The organism is Aeromicrobium wangtongii (genome assembly GCF_024584515.1).
In the GTDB taxonomy this organism is placed as follows: Bacteria; Actinomycetota; Actinomycetes; order Propionibacteriales; family Nocardioidaceae; genus Aeromicrobium; species Aeromicrobium wangtongii.
Genome location: NZ_CP102173.1, coordinates 2,671,620 through 2,688,818, shown reverse-complemented (window position 1 = coordinate 2,688,818; position 17,199 = coordinate 2,671,620). Strand labels below are relative to the sequence as shown.

Below are 17,199 nucleotides of genomic sequence, written 5' to 3'. Positions count from 1 at the left end.
CGGAGCACTGGCCGTGTGGCCTCATCCAAAGGAAACTACGTGACTGACACCACCACGACACCTGATGCCTCCACGCCCGTAGCGGCGTCCTCCGCCCCCAAGCGCACCAGCGGCGGACTCGGTGGCAAGGTGCTCGCCGAGCTGCAGGACATCGCCTCCGAGCTCGGCATCACCGGCGCCGAGAAGATGCGCAAGGGCGCTCTCATCGACGCCATCAAGATCGCCCGCGGCGATGCGGGCACCTCCACGAAGGCTGCTGTCAAGGCGGCGTCGGGCAAGGCCGTCGACACGACGCCGCCCGCCGCTGTGGTCCCCGACGCGAAGACCGCACCCGCCACCGACGAGGCACCGGCCAAGGCCGAGAAGCCCGCCCGTGCGCGCCGTGCCAAGGCAGCCGCGCCGGCCAAGGCCGATGACGCCGAGAAGGTCGACGCCCCCGAGAAGGACGACAAGCCGGCCCGCGCCGCGAAGACCGCCAAGGCCCCCAAGAACGACAAGTCCGCAAAGGACGACAGCGCTGACCAGTCCGACTCGGCATCGCACGGCCGGAGCGACAACTCGTCCGCCGACGACTCCGTCAAGGACGAGGACAACGAGGGCGGCAACAACCGCTCGCGCAACCGCAACCGCAACCAGGGTGAGCGCAACCAGGGCGATCGCGACAAGGGTGAGCGCAACCAGGGTGAGCGCAACCAGGGCGATCGCGACAAGGGTGAGCGCAACCAGGGCGATCGCGACAAGGGTGAGCGCAACCAGGGCGAGCGCGACAAGGGCGGTCACACCAACCGCCAGCAGAACGGCCAGAACAACCAGGCCGGCGCCGCGGCCCAGGGCCGTCAGCACAACGGTCCGGCCACCGATGAGGACGACGAGATGGGCGGACGTCGCCGCAACCGTCGCGGACGCAACCGCAACGCCGGCGCCGGACGCGGCACCCTCGACGTCGACACCTCCTACACCGAGGACGACGTCCTGGTGCCCGCCGCCGGCATCCTGGACATCCTGGACAACTACGCCTTCGTGCGCACGACGGGTTACCTGCCCAGCGACAACGACGTGTACGTCTCGCTCTCCATGGTCCGCAAGTGGGGCCTTCGCCGCGGGGACGCCGTCGTCGGCCAGGTGCGCCAGCCCCGTGAGGGCGAGCGCAAGGAGAAGTTCAACCCGATGGTCAAGATCGACTCGGTCAACGGGATGAGCCTCGAGGAGGCCAACAAGCGGGTCGAGTTCTCCAAGCTCACGCCGCTGCACCCCTCCGAGCGTCTGCACCTCGAGGGCGAGGCCGGTGGGGTCGCCGGCCGGATCATCGACCTGGTCGCCCCGATCGGCAAGGGACAGCGTGGCCTGATCGTCTCGCCGCCCAAGGCCGGCAAGACCATGGCCATGCAGCAGCTCGCCAACGCGATCACGGCCAACAACCCCGAGTGCCACCTGATGATCGTCCTGGTCGACGAGCGACCCGAGGAGGTCACCGACTTCCAGCGCAGCGTCAAGGGCGAGGTCATCGCCTCGACGTTCGACCGCCCGGCCTCGGATCACACGATGGTCGCCGAGCTCGCGATCGAGCGCGCCAAGCGTCTCGTCGAGCTGGGGCACGACGTCGTCGTGCTGCTGGACGGCATCACGCGGCTCGGACGCGCGTACAACCAGACGGCCCCGACGTCCGGACGCGTCGTGTCCGGTGGCGTCGACTCCTCGGCGCTCCACCCCGCCAAGCAGTTCTTCGGCGCGGCCCGCAACCTCGAGGACGGCGGCTCGCTCACCATCGTGGCCACCGCGCTGGTCGAGACCGGCTCGCGCACGGACGAGGCGATCTTCGAGGAGTTCAAGGGTGCCGCCAACTGGGAGCTGCGCCTGCGCCGCGACCTGGCCGACAAGCGCATCTTCCCGGCCATCGACCTGGTCGCGTCGAGCACCCGCCGCGAGGAGCTGCTGATGCCCAAGGCCGAGCTCGACGTGATCTGGAAGCTGCGCCGGTCGCTGGCCGAGCAGGACAGCCAGCAGGGCCTCGAGCTCGTGCTGGACCAGCTCAAGAAGTCGCCGGGCAACGCCGAGTTCCTGATGCAGGTCAACACGACGCTGAAGGACGGCGCCGCGCGCAAGAGCTGACCGCGTCCCACGACGAGGGGCGCATCCGGGAGACCGGGTGCGTCCCTCTCGCATGTCTGGGGGCAAGCACGTCCCGACAGCCGATATTCGGGTGGCCGTGAGCCACGGCGACCCTACGATGTCCCCATGACGACCGCACACGAGTTCACCGCCACCGCCATCGACGGCACCGATCGCTCGCTGGCCGACTACAAGGGCAAGGTCCTGCTGGTGGTCAACACCGCGACGCAGTGCGGACTGACGCCGCAGCTCAAGGGCCTCGAGGAGCTGTACGCGGAGTACGTCGACCGCGGTCTGGTCGTGCTGGGCTTCCCGTGCGACCAGTTCGGTCACCAGAACCCGGACGGCGACGAGGCGACCGCCGCGTTCTGCGAGAAGAACTACGGCGTGACGTTCCCGCTGTTCTCCGAGATCAAGGTCAACGGCAAGGACGCCCACCCCCTCTACAAGTGGCTCAAGGAGGAGAAGGGCGGCATCGGCCCGTCGGCGATCAAGTGGAACTTCACCAAGTTCCTGGTCGACACCGACGGCAACGTGGTCAAGCGCATCTCGTCGGCCACCACGCCCGACAAGATCAAGGCCGACATCGAGAAGCTGCTCCCGGCCTAGCCGCACGGAAAGGCTGCTGCGTCCATTGTCATCCGGGCGCAAGAGGTGAAGCATGGGCACGAAGTACGCGCGCCGCTTGGCGCCGCGACCAACCACAAGGCCTCGGCCCCGGTGAGTGCGCCCGAACTCATCGGAGGCAAGCATGAAGTCAGCTCGTCGCACCTCGCTGCTCGCAACCGTCGCGCTGGTCATGGCGACGACGGCCCCTGCCGTCGCCGGCGGATCCAGCCCTTCGCGCCACCTGGACCACCCCTCCCCGTCGTCAGCCTCGGCGCCCCGGCTCCTCGCCGGAGGGTTGGGGAGTGGGTCGGGAAGCACCGTCGGCCCAGATGGCGCCCTGTACGTGGCCGAGCCGGTGGCCGGCACGATCGTCCGGATCGACCCACGCACCGGGGCGACGTCGCCGTTCGCGTCCGGCCTGCCGAAAATGCTCCCCAGCGTCGGGCTCGGCGGAGTGACGGACGTCGCGTTCCGCGGGCACACGGCTTACGCGCTGGTCACCTTGGTCGGACCCGATGTCGGGGGAACCTCGACGGCCGGGCTGTACCGCGTGAACACCCGCGGCGGCGCGCACACCGTGGTCGCCGACATCGGTAGGTGGTCCATCACCCACCCGCCCGCGACTGCGTTCGACGTCCCGTCCGGGCTCCAGTTCGCCCTGCAACCGTGGCGGGGTGGATTCCTGGTGAGCGACGGACACCACAACCGCATCCTGACGGTCACGACGAGCGGCGCCGTCAGGGAGATCCTCACCCTTGGCAACGTCGTTCCCGCCGGCATGGACATCAGGCACGGCCGCCTCTACTTCGCGGAGGCGGGGGCGGTCCCGCACGACCCGGCTGACGGGAAGATCATGGCGGTCCGCCTGGGCTCGACGGAGCCGCGCGAGGTGGCGTCCGGGGCCAGCATCCTCACGGACGTCGAGCTCGCCGGCTCCGGCCGAGGGGGTCGGCACGGTGGCGCCCTGTACGCGATCTCGAATGGCACGTACAGCGGTGACCCCGCGGGTGCGCCTGGGCTGCCCGACACCGGCTCGCTGATCAAGGCCAACGGGTCCGGGGGCTTCGACGTCGTCGCCGCCGACCTCGACCGTCCCACGTCGCTGGAGATCATCCACCGGACGGCCTACGTGGTGACGGTCGACGGCGAGGTCTGGGCGGTGCCGCTTCGCCATTGACCGTCACGGGGGACGCCGGGCCTGCGGAGGCTCAGAGCCGGGTGGGGTCCTGGGCGGCCTGCCAGGCGGCGAACGCCTCCCGCGAGGTGTGCGTCGGCGTGTAGCCGAAGACGTCCTTGAGCCGGGTGTTGTCCAGCACGGGGCGGAACTGCAGGAACTTGGTCTGCTCGGGGCCGTACTGCGTCAGGCGCAACGGCTTGGCGACCGCCAGCGCCGCCCGCAGGACGGGCTCGGGGACCGGCAGGGTCGTCTTGCCGAGCGCCGCGGCGATCTCCTGGATGGGCATCGCCCCGTCGCCGGCGACGTTGAAGATCCCCGTCACGTCGCCGGTCACGGCCTGCAGCACGATCGCGACGAGGTCCTCGTCCCAGATGAAGACGAACGGGGAGTCCGAGCCCGCGATGCGCAGCAGGCGCTTGGCCCGGAACAGGTCGGTGATCTGGTTGTCGACCGTGCGACCCAGGATCGTGCCGATGCGCAGCACCACCTGCTCCAGGCGGGGGTGCGCCTCCCGCTCGACGGCCAGCATCTGCTCGACGAGCCGCTTGTGCCGGCTGTAGGCGAAGGCGTCGTTGCCGCGCACCGGCTGGTCCTCGGTGATCCACGGCGGGCTGTCCGCGTGGTAGCCGTACGCGGCGCCGCTGGAGGAGACCACGAGCCGGCGGACGTCGTGGGCGATGCACGCGTCCAGGACGTGCCGGGTGCCGTCGACGTCGACGCGGTGGGCCAGGTCCTGCGACATGCCGGGGCCCGGGTTCACGATCGACGCCAGGTGCACGACGGTGTCGATGCCGTGGCGGCCGATCGCGTCGTCGACCGCTGCGGCATGAGTGACGTCCGCGATCTCGTGGACGACTCGGGGAGTCGGCGCATCGGGGAGGCGCAGATCGGTGCCGACCACGAGCTCGACGTCCGGCGAGGCGGCGAGGCCCGCGACGACCGATCGTCCCAGGAAGCCGTTGGCGCCCGTGACGAGGACGCGGGGGCCGCTCATGCGTCCACCCGCTCGCGGGTGGGGGCGCGGCGGGCCCACCACGTCGCGACGGCCAGACCGGCGATGATGTCCCAGATGCCCCACCAGGCGGCGACCAGTGCCATGCCGCCGAGTCCGTCGAAGAACTCGAAGACCAGCAGCAGGCCGAGGCCCGCGTTGCGGATGCCGACCTCGAAGGTCATCGCCCGCCGGCTGTAGTCGGCCAGCCCCGAGCCCCGGGCGATGCCGTAGCCCAGCGCCAGCGCCAGCGCGTCGTGCAGGAACACCGCGAGCAGGACGATGCCGATGTAGTCGGTGAAGATGTCCCAGTTCTTCGCAACGCCGACCACGATGATGGCCGCGAGCCCCAGGAAGGCGATCCGGCTGACCCAGGCGTGGGCGCCTGACGCGACCCGCGGCCACAGGCGGGCGACCGTGAGGCCGAGCACGAAGGGCACGCCGATGACCAGCACCACCTCGCTGAGCATGTCCCACGGCGTGACGTCGATGTCGCGCAGGAACTTCTCACCGGTGGGGTGCCACCCGCCCCACAGTGCGAAGTTCAGCGGCATCAGGAAGATGGCGAGGACGTTCGACACCGCGGTCATCGACACCGACAGCGCGACATCACCCCGCGCGCGGTGCGTCAAGATGTTGGAGACGTTGCCCGGCGGGCAGCACGCGACCAGGATCATCCCGAGCGCGACCGATCCCCGGACGTCCAGGACCAGCGTCAGCAGGAACGTGATCGCCGGCAGCAGGAGGAACTGGCCGCCGATCGCGACCGCCATGGCCCGCGGCTTGCGCAGTGCGGCCCGGAAGTCCTCGATGCGGGTGTCCAGGGCGACTCCGAACAGGATCGTGCCGATCACGATCTTGAGCAGGGTCAGGGAGCTCTCGTTGAAGGCGATCGAGATCGTGTCGACATCGGCGCTCGTGATCATGCGGTCAGCTCCTCGATGGCCCGGCCCACGGCCCGGCGGTAGGCGTCCTTGTTGACGTAGTACGACATCCGCTCGAGCCCCAGGTAGTGGTAGCCACCGGTGAGGTCGGGGCGCGGGCCGTGCACCTGCTCGCGGAACCGGGCTGCGGCCGGGCTGCCGGCCGCCTTCGCCGCGATGTACGCCGCGACCAGCTCGGCCTGCTCGTACCGTCCCTGCCAGCCGATCCCGGAGGCCTCGATCATCCCCAGGACGAACAGGTCGTCGTGCTGGGCGGGGAAGATGTTCAGGTGCAGGTCGGGCGCGGCGCCGGTCCAGCCCAGGTGGGAGCGGTCGATGAACGGGTAGTGCAGCCGGTAGCCGGTCGCGAGCACCAGGACGTCGTACGTCCCGGACGACCCGTCGACGAAGTGGATGACGTCGCCGTCGAGGCGGGCCACGTCCTTGCGCACGTCGACGTCGCCGTGCCCGATGTGGTGCAGCACCAGCGTGTTCACCACCGGGTGGGACTCGTAGATCTTGTAGTCCGGCTTCGGGAAGCCGAAGCGGACGGGGTCGCCGGTGAACATGCGCAGGACGCGGGTGTCGATCGCCTGCTTGATGCGAGCCGGCAGCGGACGCCCCTGGTTGAGGGTGTCGGCGGGCTTGCCGAACAGGTACTTGGGCACGAAGTAGTAGCCCCGGCGCACGCTGAGGTCGACGGAGGCCGCGTGGTGGACCGCGTCGACGGCGATGTCGCAGCCGCTGTTGCCGGCGCCGACGATGAGCACCCGCTTGCCACGGAACACCTCCGCCGACTTGTACGCGCTGGTGTGCATGACCTCGCCGCTGAACTCGCCCTCGAACCGGGGGACGTTCGGCTCGGAGAGCGTGCCGTTGGCCACGATGACGCCCGCGAAGGTCTCGGTCGTCGTCACGCCGTCCGGCCCGCGGCTCGTGACGTCCCACCCTCCTGAGCGCGGATCGGCCGGCTCGACGCGGATCACCTCGGTGCCGAACCGGAACCGATCACGCAGGCCGAAGGTGTCGGCGAAATCACTGAAGTACGCCATGAGAGCGCGGTGACCGGGGTAGTCCGCGACGTCGTCGCGCATCGGGAACTCGGTGAACTCGGTGGTGGTGCGCGACGAGATCAGGTGCGCGGACTCGTAGACGGTGCTGCGTGGGGCGTCGATGTTCCACAGGCCGCCCACGTCGGGGCCGAGCTCGAACCCCGTCCACGCGATGGAGCGGCGGTCCAGGTTGCGGGCGGCGGCGAGCCCAGAGGGCCCGGCGCCGATGACGGCGTAAGTGGCGGGGGACACAGCCAGCAGTGTGCCAGCCGGGAGGGGGCGTGAGTCGTGACTGCCCACGTGGTGGTCACCGCCGTGAGCGGACCCGCACCCGGTGCGACCGCATCAGGAGCACCAGCAGCGAGTACGCCGCCGCCATCACCAGGAACGAAGATGCCGCCATCTCGATGTACTCCTGTTTCGCCGGGTCCCTGCTCCCGAAGAAGCGAAGGCCGACGGGCAGGCCGGCGAACCACCCGACGACCGCTGCGCCGGCCGCGGCGGCGAGGCACTGGATCCGCAGGTGGCTGTCCCTGCGGGCGAGGACACCCTCGATGACCGCGAAGGGAAAGGCGGCAACCACCCCGGCCACCAGGATCGCCACCGCCATGGGAAGGCTCAGGCCCCATGCGCCGTCGCGCTCGAGCCCGTGCTCCCTGACGTCCTTGGCGACGATCAGCGCGAGGCAGCCGACACCCACGCCGAGGCGCACGAGCCACGGCAGCGCGTGTCGGCCCGGCCCGGCCGAGGTGACGGTGGCCATGCTGCACCGTAGGCGAATCCGGCGCGGCAGGGGAATTAATCCGGGACCGATTTCCTTGTACCGCATGTCAACTGGCACAATTCATCCTTGGTTCTGGTTCACGGCTCCGCACCCCGCGGGACGACCCAGCGACCGCCGAGAGGACATCCATGAAGAACGGCATCCACCCCAACTACGTCGAGACCCAGGTCACCTGCACCTGTGGCAACACGTTCACGACCAAGAGCACCGCTCCCGAGGGCGTCCTGCGCGCCGACGTGTGCTCCGCCTGCCACCCGTTCTACACGGGCAAGCAGAAGATTCTCGACACGGGCGGACGCGTCGCCCGCTTCGAGAAGCGTTACGCCAAGAAGCAGTAGCGACCTCCCAGCGCCGACCCCTGCCCCTCGGGCACGGGTCGGCGCTGTTGTTTGTGTCGCCCCCGCGGATCCGTCCGCCCATCACCACACTTCAGGAGCTGTCCATGTTCGAGGCCGTCGAGACCCTCGTCTCCGAGCACGCCGAGCTGGAGCAGAAGATGGCCGATCCCTCGGTGCACTCCGACCCGGGTCTGGCCAAGAAGCTGGGCCAGCGCTATGCCGAGCTGAGCGCGATCGTCAAGACCTACCGCGACTTCCAGCAGGCCACCGATGACCTGGAGGCGGCGCGCGAGTTCGCCGCCGAGGACGAGTCGTTCGTCGCGGAGATCGAGTCCCTCGAGCCGCGCCTGCACGAGCTGTCCGAGCGGCTGCAGCGGCTGCTGGTTCCCCGCGACCCCGCGGACGCCAAGGACGTGATCATGGAGATCAAGGGCGGCGAGGGCGGCGAGGAGTCGGCGCTGTTCGCCGGCGACCTGCTGCGCATGTACACGCGCTACGCCGAGCACCGCGGGTGGAAGACCGAGATCCTGGACGCCACCGAGTCGGCGCTGGGCGGCTACAAGTCCGTCACGATGGCCGTCAAGTCCAAGGGCACCCCCGAGCCGGGGGAGGCCCCCCACGCCCTGCTGAAGTTCGAGGGCGGTGTGCACCGCGTGCAGCGTGTCCCGGTGACCGAGTCCCAGGGCCGCATCCACACCTCCGCGGCCGGTGTCCTGGTGCTGGCCGAGGCCGAGGACGTCGACGTCGAGATCCGCGACGCCGATCTGCGCATCGACGTGTACCGCTCGTCGGGCCCCGGTGGCCAGAGCGTCAACACGACCGACTCCGCGGTGCGCATCACCCACGTGCCCACCGGCATCGTGGCCAGCTGCCAGAACGAGAAGAGCCAGCTGCAGAACAAGGAGCAGGCGATGCGCATCCTGCGCGCCCGGCTCCTGGAGGCCGCCCAGGCGACCGCCGACGCCGAGGCGTCCGACGTCCGCAAGTCACAGATCCGGACGATGGACCGCTCCGAGCGCATCCGCACCTACAACTTCCCCGAGAACCGGGTGTCGGATCACCGCACGGGCTACAAGGCCTACAACCTCGACCAGGTCATGGACGGCGCCCTCGAGGACGTCATCAAGTCGCTGGTCGACGCCGAGCTGGCCGAGCGGCTCGCGTCGGTCGAGTCCGGTTCGTGAGCACCCTGCGGACGCAGGCCGAGCGCCTGCTGGAGCAGGCCACGGCCGAGCTCGCGGCCGGTGGCGTGTCGTCGCCCCGCCACGACGCCGAGGTGCTGCTGAGCCACGTCACCGGCGTCCCGCGGATGATGCTGATCGGCAGCGCCAAGCCCCACGGCATGCAGGTGCAGCAGTTCAACGACCTGGTCGCGGCGCGGGCCTCCCGCGTCCCGCTGCAGCACCTGACCGGGTCGACCGGCTTTCGCTACGTCGAGGTCGAGGTCGGCCCCGGTGTCTTCGTGCCGCGGCCCGAGACCGAGCTGCTGGCGGGCTGGGCGATCGACCACGCCAAGACCCTCGACTCGCCGGTCGTCGTCGAGCTGTGCGCGGGCGCGGGCGCGATCTCGCTGTCCGTCGTCCACGAGGTGCCGACCGCGCAGGTGCACGCCGTCGAGCTGGACGAGTCGGCCTTCGAGTGGGCGCAGCGCAACCTGGTCGGGACGGGTGTCGACCTGCGGCTGGGTGACATGGCCGATGCCTTCGGCGACCTCGACGGGCAGGTCGACATCGTCGTCGCGAACCCCCCGTACATCCCGCTGGACGCGTGGGAGAGCGTCGCCCCCGAGGCGCGCGACCACGACCCGGCGCTGGCACTGTGGTCCGGCGACGACGGGCTCGACGCGATGCGCGTCATCGACCAGGTCGCCTGGCGACTGCTCAAGGCCGGGGGAGTGGTGGGTGCCGAGCACGCCGACGCGCAGGGCGAGTCCGCCCCGGCGGTCTTCGCCGCCCGGTGGGCCGACGTGCGCGATCATGACGATCTCGCCGGCCGTCCCCGCTTCGTCACCGCGCGCAAGCCGCGGCGATAGGCTGTCACGTCATGGGCGGTGACGAGCTGGCACTGATCGGTGTCGCATTCGCCGTGGGCATCGGGGCGGCCCTCGTCCCCATCTTCGTCAACGCCGAGGTCTACGTCGTCGCAACGGGCGCCATGGTCAACAGCCGCCCGTTCCTGGTGCTGTTGATCCTGGTGCACGTGTTCGCGACGACGATCGGCAAGGCCGTCGTCTTCCAGCTCGCGCGGCAGGGAACCCGCAAGATCCGCATGGTCGAGCCCAGACCGCCGCGCAATGCGCTGAGCGCGTGGTCGCGGCGGGGGACCAGACGCCTCGGGCGGACCCGTTTCGTCCGGTGGATCAGGCGGGTCAACGACTGGCTGCTGACCCTGCTGGACCGCCCCTACAGCGGGGGACTGACGGCCTTCGTCTCCTCGCTGACGGGCATCCCGCCGCTGGCCATCGTGACGCTGCTGGCCGGTGCCTCCAAGCAGCCCCAGTGGTTGTTCCTGACGATGGTCTTCACCGGCCGGCTGATCCAGTTCCTGGCGATCGCCTTCCTGTTCCACCACATCAGCTGGTTCTAGTGCACCCCCCGCAACCACAGGCCGAGCGAGCGAAGCGAGCGAAGGCAGGCGCCCGGGCGAAGCCCGGCCGTGGTGAGGAACGAGCCACGGGGGGCAGCGACGTAGGAGATGCCGCGCCCTAGGATGACCGGGTGAAGTTCGACTGCAGCGTGGACGAGGAGTACAGCCGCGGGCTGCTGGCAGCACAGGCGGCTCTCGAGGAGGGCAAGCTGGTCGTGCTGCCCACCGACACGGTGTACGGGGTTGCCGCGGACGCGTTCTCGCCCCGCGCCGTGCAGAACCTGCTGGACGCCAAGGGGCGTGGACGCGACATGCCCCCGCCGGTCCTGATCGGGGCACCGACGACGTTGGACGCGCTCGCGATCAACATCCCGGCGTGGCTGCGATCCATGGTCGCCGAGCTGTGGCCCGGGCCGCTGACGGTCATCTGCCAGCAGCAGGCGTCGCTGACCTGGGATCTGGGCGAGACCCACAACACCGTCGCGGTGCGCATGCCCAACGACCCGCGCGCGCTCGCGCTGCTCAAGCAGACCGGCCCGCTGGCCGTCAGCAGCGCCAACTCCACCGGCCGACCCGCTGCGCAGACCGTGGAGGAGGCGCAGGAGATGCTCGGCCCCCGGGTGGCGGTGTACCTCGACGGCGGCCCCACCGCGTCCGGCACGCCCTCGACGATCCTGGACGCCGCCGGCTCCACGCCGCGCGTGCTGCGGCAGGGCGCAATTCCGCTCGAGGTCCTGCACCGCTTCAACAACACGATCGAGCCGGCCGCGTAGTGCGCGAGTACCTCGTCGTCTTCGGCGTCGCCCTGGGCGTGACGTACCTGCTGGCGTCCATCGCGCGCCAGGCCGCCCACCACTTCGGGGCGGTCGCGCGGGTCCGCGACCGCGATGTGCACGCGATCCCCACCCCCTACTTCGGCGGTCCGGCGATGCTCGGTGGGATCCTCGCCGCCTCGGTCGTCGCCATGAGCCTGCCCTTCCTGTCGCTCGCCGACGACGGCGTCTTCAAGGACGTCCGGGCGGTGCTGCTGGGCGGCACGGTCATCTGCATCGTCGGCATCGTGGACGATCTGTTCGAGCTCGACGCGCTCAGCAAGTTCGCCGGCCAGGTGCTGGCCGGCATCATCGTGGTCGCGCAGGGCGTGCAGTTCGTCTACCTGCCGCTGTACGGCAACTACATCGGGCTCGACCAGGCGCAGGCCCTGATCTTCACGGTCCTGCTGATCGTGGGCACCGCCAATGCGGTCAACTTCGTCGACGGGCTCGATGGCCTCGCCGCGGGCATGGTCGCGATCGGCGCGGTGGCCTTCTTCGCCTACGCCTTCGTCCTGGCGGTCGAGAACGGCGAGACCCGCGCGATCGCGGCCGCGCTCCTCACGGCGGCGCTGGCCGGCGCGTGCATCGGCATCCTGCCGCACAACTTCTTTCCCGCGCGGATGTTCATCGGCGACTCCGGCTCGATGCTGATCGGCTTCGTGCTGGCCTGCTCGTCGATCAGCCTGACCGGTCAGTTCCCGGCGACCGCGATCTCCGAGGGCATCGGGGGAGCCGAGCGGAGCTTCCTGCCAACCCTGCTGCCGCTGATCCTGCCGTTCACGATCCTGCTGGTCCCGTTCGTCGACCTGGCGCTGGCGGTCGTCCGGCGCACCCGTGCGGGGCGCTCACCGTTCAGCCCGGACAAGATGCACATCCACCACCGCCTGCTGGAGATCGGCCACTCGCACCGGCGCGCGGTCCTGCTGATGTACACCTTCGCGGGACTCGTGGCCTTCGGCAGCGTCGTCATCAGCCTGTTCAGCGGCTGGCAGTCGATCGCCGGATTCGGCGCGCTGGCGGTCCTGACCGTCGCAGCGGTGTTCCTGCTCCCCAAGCTCGAAGAGAAGGTCTGGTCATGAACGAGGACCACCGATGACCACGCTGCGCACCGTGGTGCTGCCGACCCTGGTCGTGACCGCCCTGTGTGCCGTCGTGGCCGGCCTGATCGAGGGCGGTGACGGAGTCGCCGGCGCCCTGGTCGGCGGAGCCATCGTCTGCCTGTTCTTCGTCTCGAGCCCAGCGGCACTCGGGCCGATCACCAAGGTCAGCCCGCACCTGTCCTTGCTGGTCGCCATGATGTTCTTCCTGACCAAGGTGATCGCACTGCTCGCCCTGTTCACGGTGCTGTTCGACCGGGACGGACTGGGGGCGCACCTGGACGACCGGTCCTTGGGAGGCACCGTCATCGTCGCCACGCTGGCGTGGACCTTCCTGCAGATACGGGCGTCCAAGCGGACCAGAATTCCCACTTACGACCTGGACGACACCGAACGCTGAGGGCCTGATAACCTAAGCGCGCAAGGACGGGAACAACCAAGACCTGGTCGAGGAGTCACGTCCCTTGTGGCATCAGACGGCACCGCGGGCACTGACGCCAGCGGAACCGCCGGTTCCGCAGAGCATGACGCAGGCCGTAGCCGCACCGACTAGTGACCGCGCCATCTGAAGGGTATGTACGTGACGACCGCAGCATCGCTGACTTTCGTAGCCGAAGGCTTCACCGCCCCGGGCCCGGGCAACTTCCAGCTCCCGCCCGCGTTCAGCATCGGTGGCCTCGACGTCACCAAGTCGATGCTCCTGATCGTCCTGTCCGGCATCTTGATCATCGCCGTCACCTATGTCATGGCCCGCCCGGCCGCGGTGGTCCCCGGCCGCCTGCAGTTCGCCGGCGAGGCCGTCTACGGCTTCGTCCGCAACGGCATCGCCCGTGACTCGATCGGCACGCAGGACTTCATGAAGTTCGTGCCGTACCTGTTCTCGTTGTTCCTGTTCGTCTTCGTGAACAACTACTACGGCGTGATCCCGTTCCTGCAGTTCCCGACGTTCTCGCGCATCAGCTACGTCTACGGCCTCGCGGCGCTGACCTGGCTGATCTACAACGGAGTCGGCATCGCACGGTTCGGATTCTTCGGCTACCTGCGCCGCCAGACCGTCCCCGGTGGCATGAAGGGCCCGATCCTGGTCCTGCTGATCCCGCTGGAGTTCTTGTCCAACATCATCGTGCGGCCCGCCACGCTGGCTCTTCGTCTGTTCGCCAACATGTTCGCCGGCCACCTGCTGCTGATCCTGTTCTCGACCGGTGCGGCCTACCTCATCTTCGAGTCCGACAAGCTCGCGTACGCCCCCGTCGGCGTCCTGTCGTTCGTCCTCGGCATCCTCGTGAGCTTCCTCGAGCTGCTGGTCATGTTCCTGCAGGCATACGTCTTCACGCTGCTCACCGCGATGTACATTGGCGGCGCGCTCGCCGACGAGCACTGACCGGCAGCCCCCATACCCACAACTTCATACGTCCCAACACCGACGCGTCTCTTGCGTCACAACGAAAGGAATTGCCGTGGACGGCAACCTCAACATGATCGGCTACGGCCTGGCTGCAGTTGGCCCCGGCATCGGCATCGGCCTGATCTTCGCCGCCTACATCAACGGCGTCGCGCGTCAGCCCGAGGCGCAGGCTCGCCTGCAGGCAATTGCCATTCTGGGCTTCGCCCTCGCGGAGGCACTGGCCATCATCGGCATCGCCCTCGCATTCGTTCTTTGATCCAGTAGCCGACAGGAATCGCCATGTTTACGACACTGCTCGCCTCTGCCGAGGGTGAAGAGCACAGCCCGCTCGCGGTTGAATGGAGCGAGCTGGTCCTCGGCCTGGTCGTCTTCGCGATCGTGGTGTTCGCGGTCTGGAAGTACGTCGTCCCGAACTTCGAGAAGGCGTACGCCGCACGCACCGCTGCCATCGAGGGTGGCATCGAGGAGGCTCAGGCTGCCCAGAAGGAAGCCAAGGCCGCCCTCGAGGAGTACACCGCCCAGCTCGCGGGAGCGCGTCAGGAAGCTGCCGCCATCCGCGAGGAGGCCAAGGAGCAGGGGACGCAGATCATCATCGAGCTGCGCGCCCAGGCCCAGGCCGAGGCCGAGCGCATCACCTCGACCGCGCACGCGCAGGTCGAGGCCGAGCGTGCTCAGGTCCTCGCGCAGCTCAAGGGTGAGGTCGGATCCATGGCCACCGCACTCGCGGGTCGCATCGTCGGCGAGGTTCTCGACGACTCCGCGGCCCAGAAGCGCACGGTCGAGCGGTTCATCGCCGAGCTCGAGGAGTCGGCGAACTGATGCGAGGCATTTCTGCGAAGTCTCTCGACGAGGTCCTGGCCGCCGTCGGTGCGGTCACGTCCGGATTGGGTGACCTCGGCGGCGAGCTGTTCGGCGTCGTCGCCGTGCTCGACCAGAACCCGGTCCTGCGGCGGGTCCTGACCGACCCGTCCACCGAGGAGCCGGCCCGGGCCGGACTGGCCCAGCAGGTCTTCGGCCCGCGGGTCAGCCCGGACACGGCCAAGATCGTCCAGATCGCGGCCGCCGCGCGCTGGGCATCGGGTCGCGACATGAGCGATGGCCTGGAGCTGGCCGGCGTGACCGCGCTGGTCGCTGCGGCTGACGCCGCCGGCGAGCTCAGCGCGGTCGAGACCGAGCTGTTCGAGGTGGGCCGCCTGGTGCGGTCCGACGGCGAGCTGCGCCAGACCGTCTCCGACCGGGCGCAGCCCGTGGCGGCCAAGGCGCAGCTGCTGGACGACCTGCTCGGCGACAAGGTCACGGGCACCACGCTGGCGCTCACCCGTCAGGCCGTCGCGGCACGGACCGGTTCGTTCGAGCGGGCGCTGACTGCGTTCGCCGAGACGGCAGCGGCTCGTGGCAACCGGCTGCTCGCCGAGGTGCGGGTCGCCACGGCGCTCGACGCCAGCGAGGAAGACCGTCTGGCGGCCGCGCTGGCCGCGAAGTACGGACGCGACGTCCACCTGAACATCGTCATCGACCCCGCGGTCATCGGAGGCATCACCGTCTCCGTCGCCGGAGAGGTCGTCGATGGCTCCATGTCCACTCGCCTTGAGATCGCCCGCCGGCGCCTTGCAGGCTAGTAACACTCTCCCCGACAGCACTTTCTCCAAATCCAAGAAGGCAGGCAGACACATGGCGGAACTCACGATCCGTCCGGACGAGATCCGCGACGCATTGCAGAAGTTCGTGGCCGACTACAAGCCCAGCGCTGCATCGACCGAAGAGGTCGGCATCGTGGCGAGTGCCGGTGACGGCATCGCCCGCGTCGAGGGGCTTCCCTCGGCCATGGCCAACGAGCTCCTCGAGTTCGAGGACGGCACGCTGGGCCTCGCGCTCAACCTGGACGTCCGCGAGATCGGTGTCGTCATCCTGGGTGAGTTCTCCGGCATCGAAGAGGGACAGACCGTCCGTCGCACGGGCGAGGTCCTCTCGGTCCCCGTGGGCGACGCCTACCTGGGTCGTGTCGTCGACCCGCTGGGCACGCCCATCGACGGTCTCGGCGAGATCAAGACCGACAAGCGTCGCGCCCTGGAGCTCCAGGCGCCCAACGTCATGCAGCGCAAGAGCGTGCACGAGCCGATGATGACGGGCCTGAAGGCGATCGACTCGCTGACCCCGATCGGCCGTGGCCAGCGTCAGCTGATCATCGGCGACCGCCAGACCGGCAAGACCGCGATCGCGATCGACACGATCATCAACCAGAAGGCCTTCTGGGAGTCGGGCGATCCGACCAAGCAGGTCCGCTGCATCTACGTCGCGATCGGTCAGAAGGGCTCGACCATCGCTGCCGTGCGTGGCGCCCTCGAAGAGGCCGGCGCGCTGGAGTACACGACGATCGTCGCGGCTCCCGCCTCGGACTCGGCCGGCTTCAAGTACCTCGCCCCCTACACCGGCTCGGCCATCGGCCAGGAGTGGATGTACGCGGGCAAGCACGTTCTGATCGTGTTCGACGACCTGTCCAAGCAGGCCGAGGCATACCGCGCCGTGTCGCTGCTGCTGCGTCGTCCGCCGGGCCGCGAGGCCTACCCGGGTGACGTCTTCTACCTGCACTCGCGGCTGCTCGAGCGTTGCGCGAAGCTCAGCGACGAGCTGGGTGCGGGCTCGATGACCGGCCTGCCGATCATCGAGACCAAGGCCAATGACGTCTCGGCGTACATCCCGACCAACGTCATCTCGATCACCGACGGCCAGATCTTCTTGCAGTCGGACCTGTTCAACGCCAACCAGCGTCCCGCCGTCGACGTCGGCATCTCGGTGTCGCGCGTCGGTGGCGCCGCGATGCAGAAGTCGATGAAGGCCGTCACCGGTTCGCTCAAGGTCGAGCTGGCCCAGTACCGGGCCATGGAGGCGTTCGCGATGTTCGCGTCCGACCTCGACGCCGCGTCCAAGCAGCAGCTCGCCCGTGGTCAGCGCATCATGGAGCTGTTCAAGCAGGGTCAGTACGCGCCGTTCCCGGTCGAGCACCAGGTCGTCTCGATCTGGGCCGCTTCGACGGGCAAGCTCGACGCCGTCCCCGTCGAGGACATCTCCCGCTTCGAGTCCGAGTTCCTGGACTACCTGAAGCGTTCGCACAGCGATGTGCTGGCTGCCATCCGTGAGACCGGCAAGTTCGAGGACGACAACAAGCAGGCTCTCGAGGCTGCGTACGACTCGTTCACCGATCAGTTCGAGACCTCCGAGGGTCACTCGATCAAGGCCGGGCACGAAGAGTTCGAGCCGCTGACTGACGACGAGGTCTCGCAGGAGCAGATCGTCAAGCAGAAGCGGGGCTGAC

19 protein-coding genes are annotated in these 17,199 nt (G+C 69.1%); 15 read left to right on the top strand and 4 right to left on the bottom strand.

The window, feature by feature from the left end; all coding sequences use genetic code 11:
* Nucleotides 1-39: 39 nt before the first annotated feature.
* From rho to NQV15_RS13195, 3 genes are all read left to right on the top strand, one after another.
* Nucleotides 40-2,109 carry a transcription termination factor Rho gene (rho, locus tag NQV15_RS13205; RefSeq protein ID WP_232401845.1) on the top strand — a complete coding sequence of 690 codons (2,070 nt, stop codon included), beginning with the start codon at nucleotides 40-42 and terminating at the stop codon, nucleotides 2,107-2,109.
* A 126-nt stretch (nucleotides 2,110-2,235) separates the two neighbouring features.
* Nucleotides 2,236-2,718, top strand: coding sequence for a glutathione peroxidase (locus NQV15_RS13200; protein ID WP_232401847.1), 483 nt, complete (start codon nucleotides 2,236-2,238; stop codon nucleotides 2,716-2,718).
* 142 nt (nucleotides 2,719-2,860) lie between these two features.
* Nucleotides 2,861-3,895, top strand: coding sequence for a ScyD/ScyE family protein (locus tag NQV15_RS13195; RefSeq protein ID WP_232401849.1), 1,035 nt, complete (start codon nucleotides 2,861-2,863; stop codon nucleotides 3,893-3,895).
* 31 nt (nucleotides 3,896-3,926) lie between these two features.
* Here the strand turns inward: NQV15_RS13195 and NQV15_RS13190 are convergent, their stop codons facing one another.
* From NQV15_RS13190 to NQV15_RS13175, 4 genes are read right to left on the bottom strand one after another with little or no spacing between them, the layout of a single operon-like run.
* Nucleotides 3,927-4,889 (bottom strand): SDR family oxidoreductase, encoded by a 963-nt coding sequence (locus NQV15_RS13190; RefSeq protein WP_232401851.1) that lies wholly within the window; start codon nucleotides 4,887-4,889, stop codon nucleotides 3,927-3,929.
* Nucleotides 4,886-5,812, bottom strand: coding sequence for a bile acid:sodium symporter family protein (locus tag NQV15_RS13185; protein ID WP_232401853.1), 927 nt, complete (start codon nucleotides 5,810-5,812; stop codon nucleotides 4,886-4,888). Before NQV15_RS13185 ends, NQV15_RS13190 begins: the two co-directional genes overlap by 4 nt.
* On the bottom strand, nucleotides 5,809-7,113 hold the full coding sequence (locus NQV15_RS13180) for a flavin-containing monooxygenase (RefSeq protein WP_232401855.1): 1,305 nt from the start codon (nucleotides 7,111-7,113) through the stop codon (nucleotides 5,809-5,811). Before NQV15_RS13180 ends, NQV15_RS13185 begins: the two co-directional genes overlap by 4 nt.
* A 55-nt stretch (nucleotides 7,114-7,168) precedes the next feature.
* On the bottom strand, nucleotides 7,169-7,624 hold the full coding sequence (locus NQV15_RS13175) for a hypothetical protein (RefSeq protein ID WP_232401858.1): 456 nt from the start codon (nucleotides 7,622-7,624) through the stop codon (nucleotides 7,169-7,171).
* Nucleotides 7,625-7,773: 149 nt separating this feature from the next.
* On the opposite strand from NQV15_RS13175, the gene rpmE reads away from it, so the two are divergent.
* The 12 genes from rpmE (at nucleotide 7,774) to atpA (ending at nucleotide 17,198) form a co-directional block, all read left to right on the top strand.
* Nucleotides 7,774-7,983 (top strand): 50S ribosomal protein L31, encoded by a 210-nt coding sequence (rpmE, locus tag NQV15_RS13170; RefSeq protein WP_232401863.1) that lies wholly within the window; start codon nucleotides 7,774-7,776, stop codon nucleotides 7,981-7,983.
* Between the two features lie 104 nt (nucleotides 7,984-8,087).
* Nucleotides 8,088-9,167 carry a peptide chain release factor 1 gene (gene prfA / locus NQV15_RS13165; protein ID WP_232401872.1) on the top strand — a complete coding sequence of 360 codons (1,080 nt, stop codon included), beginning with the start codon at nucleotides 8,088-8,090 and terminating at the stop codon, nucleotides 9,165-9,167.
* Nucleotides 9,164-10,015, top strand: coding sequence for a peptide chain release factor N(5)-glutamine methyltransferase (gene prmC / locus NQV15_RS13160; RefSeq protein WP_404801303.1), 852 nt, complete (start codon nucleotides 9,164-9,166; stop codon nucleotides 10,013-10,015). Before prfA ends, prmC begins: the two co-directional genes overlap by 4 nt.
* Nucleotides 10,016-10,026: 11 nt before the next feature.
* Nucleotides 10,027-10,569 (top strand): VTT domain-containing protein, encoded by a 543-nt coding sequence (locus NQV15_RS13155; RefSeq protein WP_232401881.1) that lies wholly within the window; start codon nucleotides 10,027-10,029, stop codon nucleotides 10,567-10,569.
* A 131-nt stretch (nucleotides 10,570-10,700) separates the two neighbouring features.
* Nucleotides 10,701-11,342, top strand: coding sequence for an L-threonylcarbamoyladenylate synthase (locus NQV15_RS13150; protein WP_232401893.1), 642 nt, complete (start codon nucleotides 10,701-10,703; stop codon nucleotides 11,340-11,342).
* Complete coding sequence (locus tag NQV15_RS13145; RefSeq protein WP_232401894.1) at nucleotides 11,342-12,463, top strand: glycosyltransferase family 4 protein; 1,122 nt, start codon at nucleotides 11,342-11,344, stop codon at nucleotides 12,461-12,463. The genes NQV15_RS13150 and NQV15_RS13145 overlap by 1 nt, the downstream gene beginning before the upstream one ends.
* Before the next feature lie 13 nt (nucleotides 12,464-12,476).
* Nucleotides 12,477-12,881, top strand: coding sequence for a hypothetical protein (locus tag NQV15_RS13140; protein WP_232401896.1), 405 nt, complete (start codon nucleotides 12,477-12,479; stop codon nucleotides 12,879-12,881).
* Between the two features lie 180 nt (nucleotides 12,882-13,061).
* Nucleotides 13,062-13,862 carry a F0F1 ATP synthase subunit A gene (gene atpB, locus NQV15_RS13135; RefSeq protein ID WP_257125051.1) on the top strand — a complete coding sequence of 267 codons (801 nt, stop codon included), beginning with the start codon at nucleotides 13,062-13,064 and terminating at the stop codon, nucleotides 13,860-13,862.
* A gap of 76 nt (nucleotides 13,863-13,938) precedes the next feature.
* Nucleotides 13,939-14,142 carry an ATP synthase F0 subunit C gene (gene atpE, locus NQV15_RS13130; protein WP_108578844.1) on the top strand — a complete coding sequence of 68 codons (204 nt, stop codon included), beginning with the start codon at nucleotides 13,939-13,941 and terminating at the stop codon, nucleotides 14,140-14,142.
* Nucleotides 14,143-14,165: 23 nt separating this feature from the next.
* Nucleotides 14,166-14,705: a F0F1 ATP synthase subunit B gene (locus tag NQV15_RS13125; protein WP_232401900.1), complete on the top strand. Its 540-nt coding sequence runs from the start codon at nucleotides 14,166-14,168 to the stop codon at nucleotides 14,703-14,705.
* On the top strand, nucleotides 14,705-15,505 hold the full coding sequence (locus tag NQV15_RS13120; RefSeq protein ID WP_232401902.1) for a F0F1 ATP synthase subunit delta: 801 nt from the start codon (nucleotides 14,705-14,707) through the stop codon (nucleotides 15,503-15,505). Before NQV15_RS13125 ends, NQV15_RS13120 begins: the two co-directional genes overlap by 1 nt.
* Nucleotides 15,506-15,557: 52 nt before the next feature.
* Nucleotides 15,558-17,198, top strand: coding sequence for a F0F1 ATP synthase subunit alpha (gene atpA / locus NQV15_RS13115; RefSeq protein WP_232401903.1), 1,641 nt, complete (start codon nucleotides 15,558-15,560; stop codon nucleotides 17,196-17,198).
* Nucleotide 17,199: the final 1 nt, after the last annotated feature.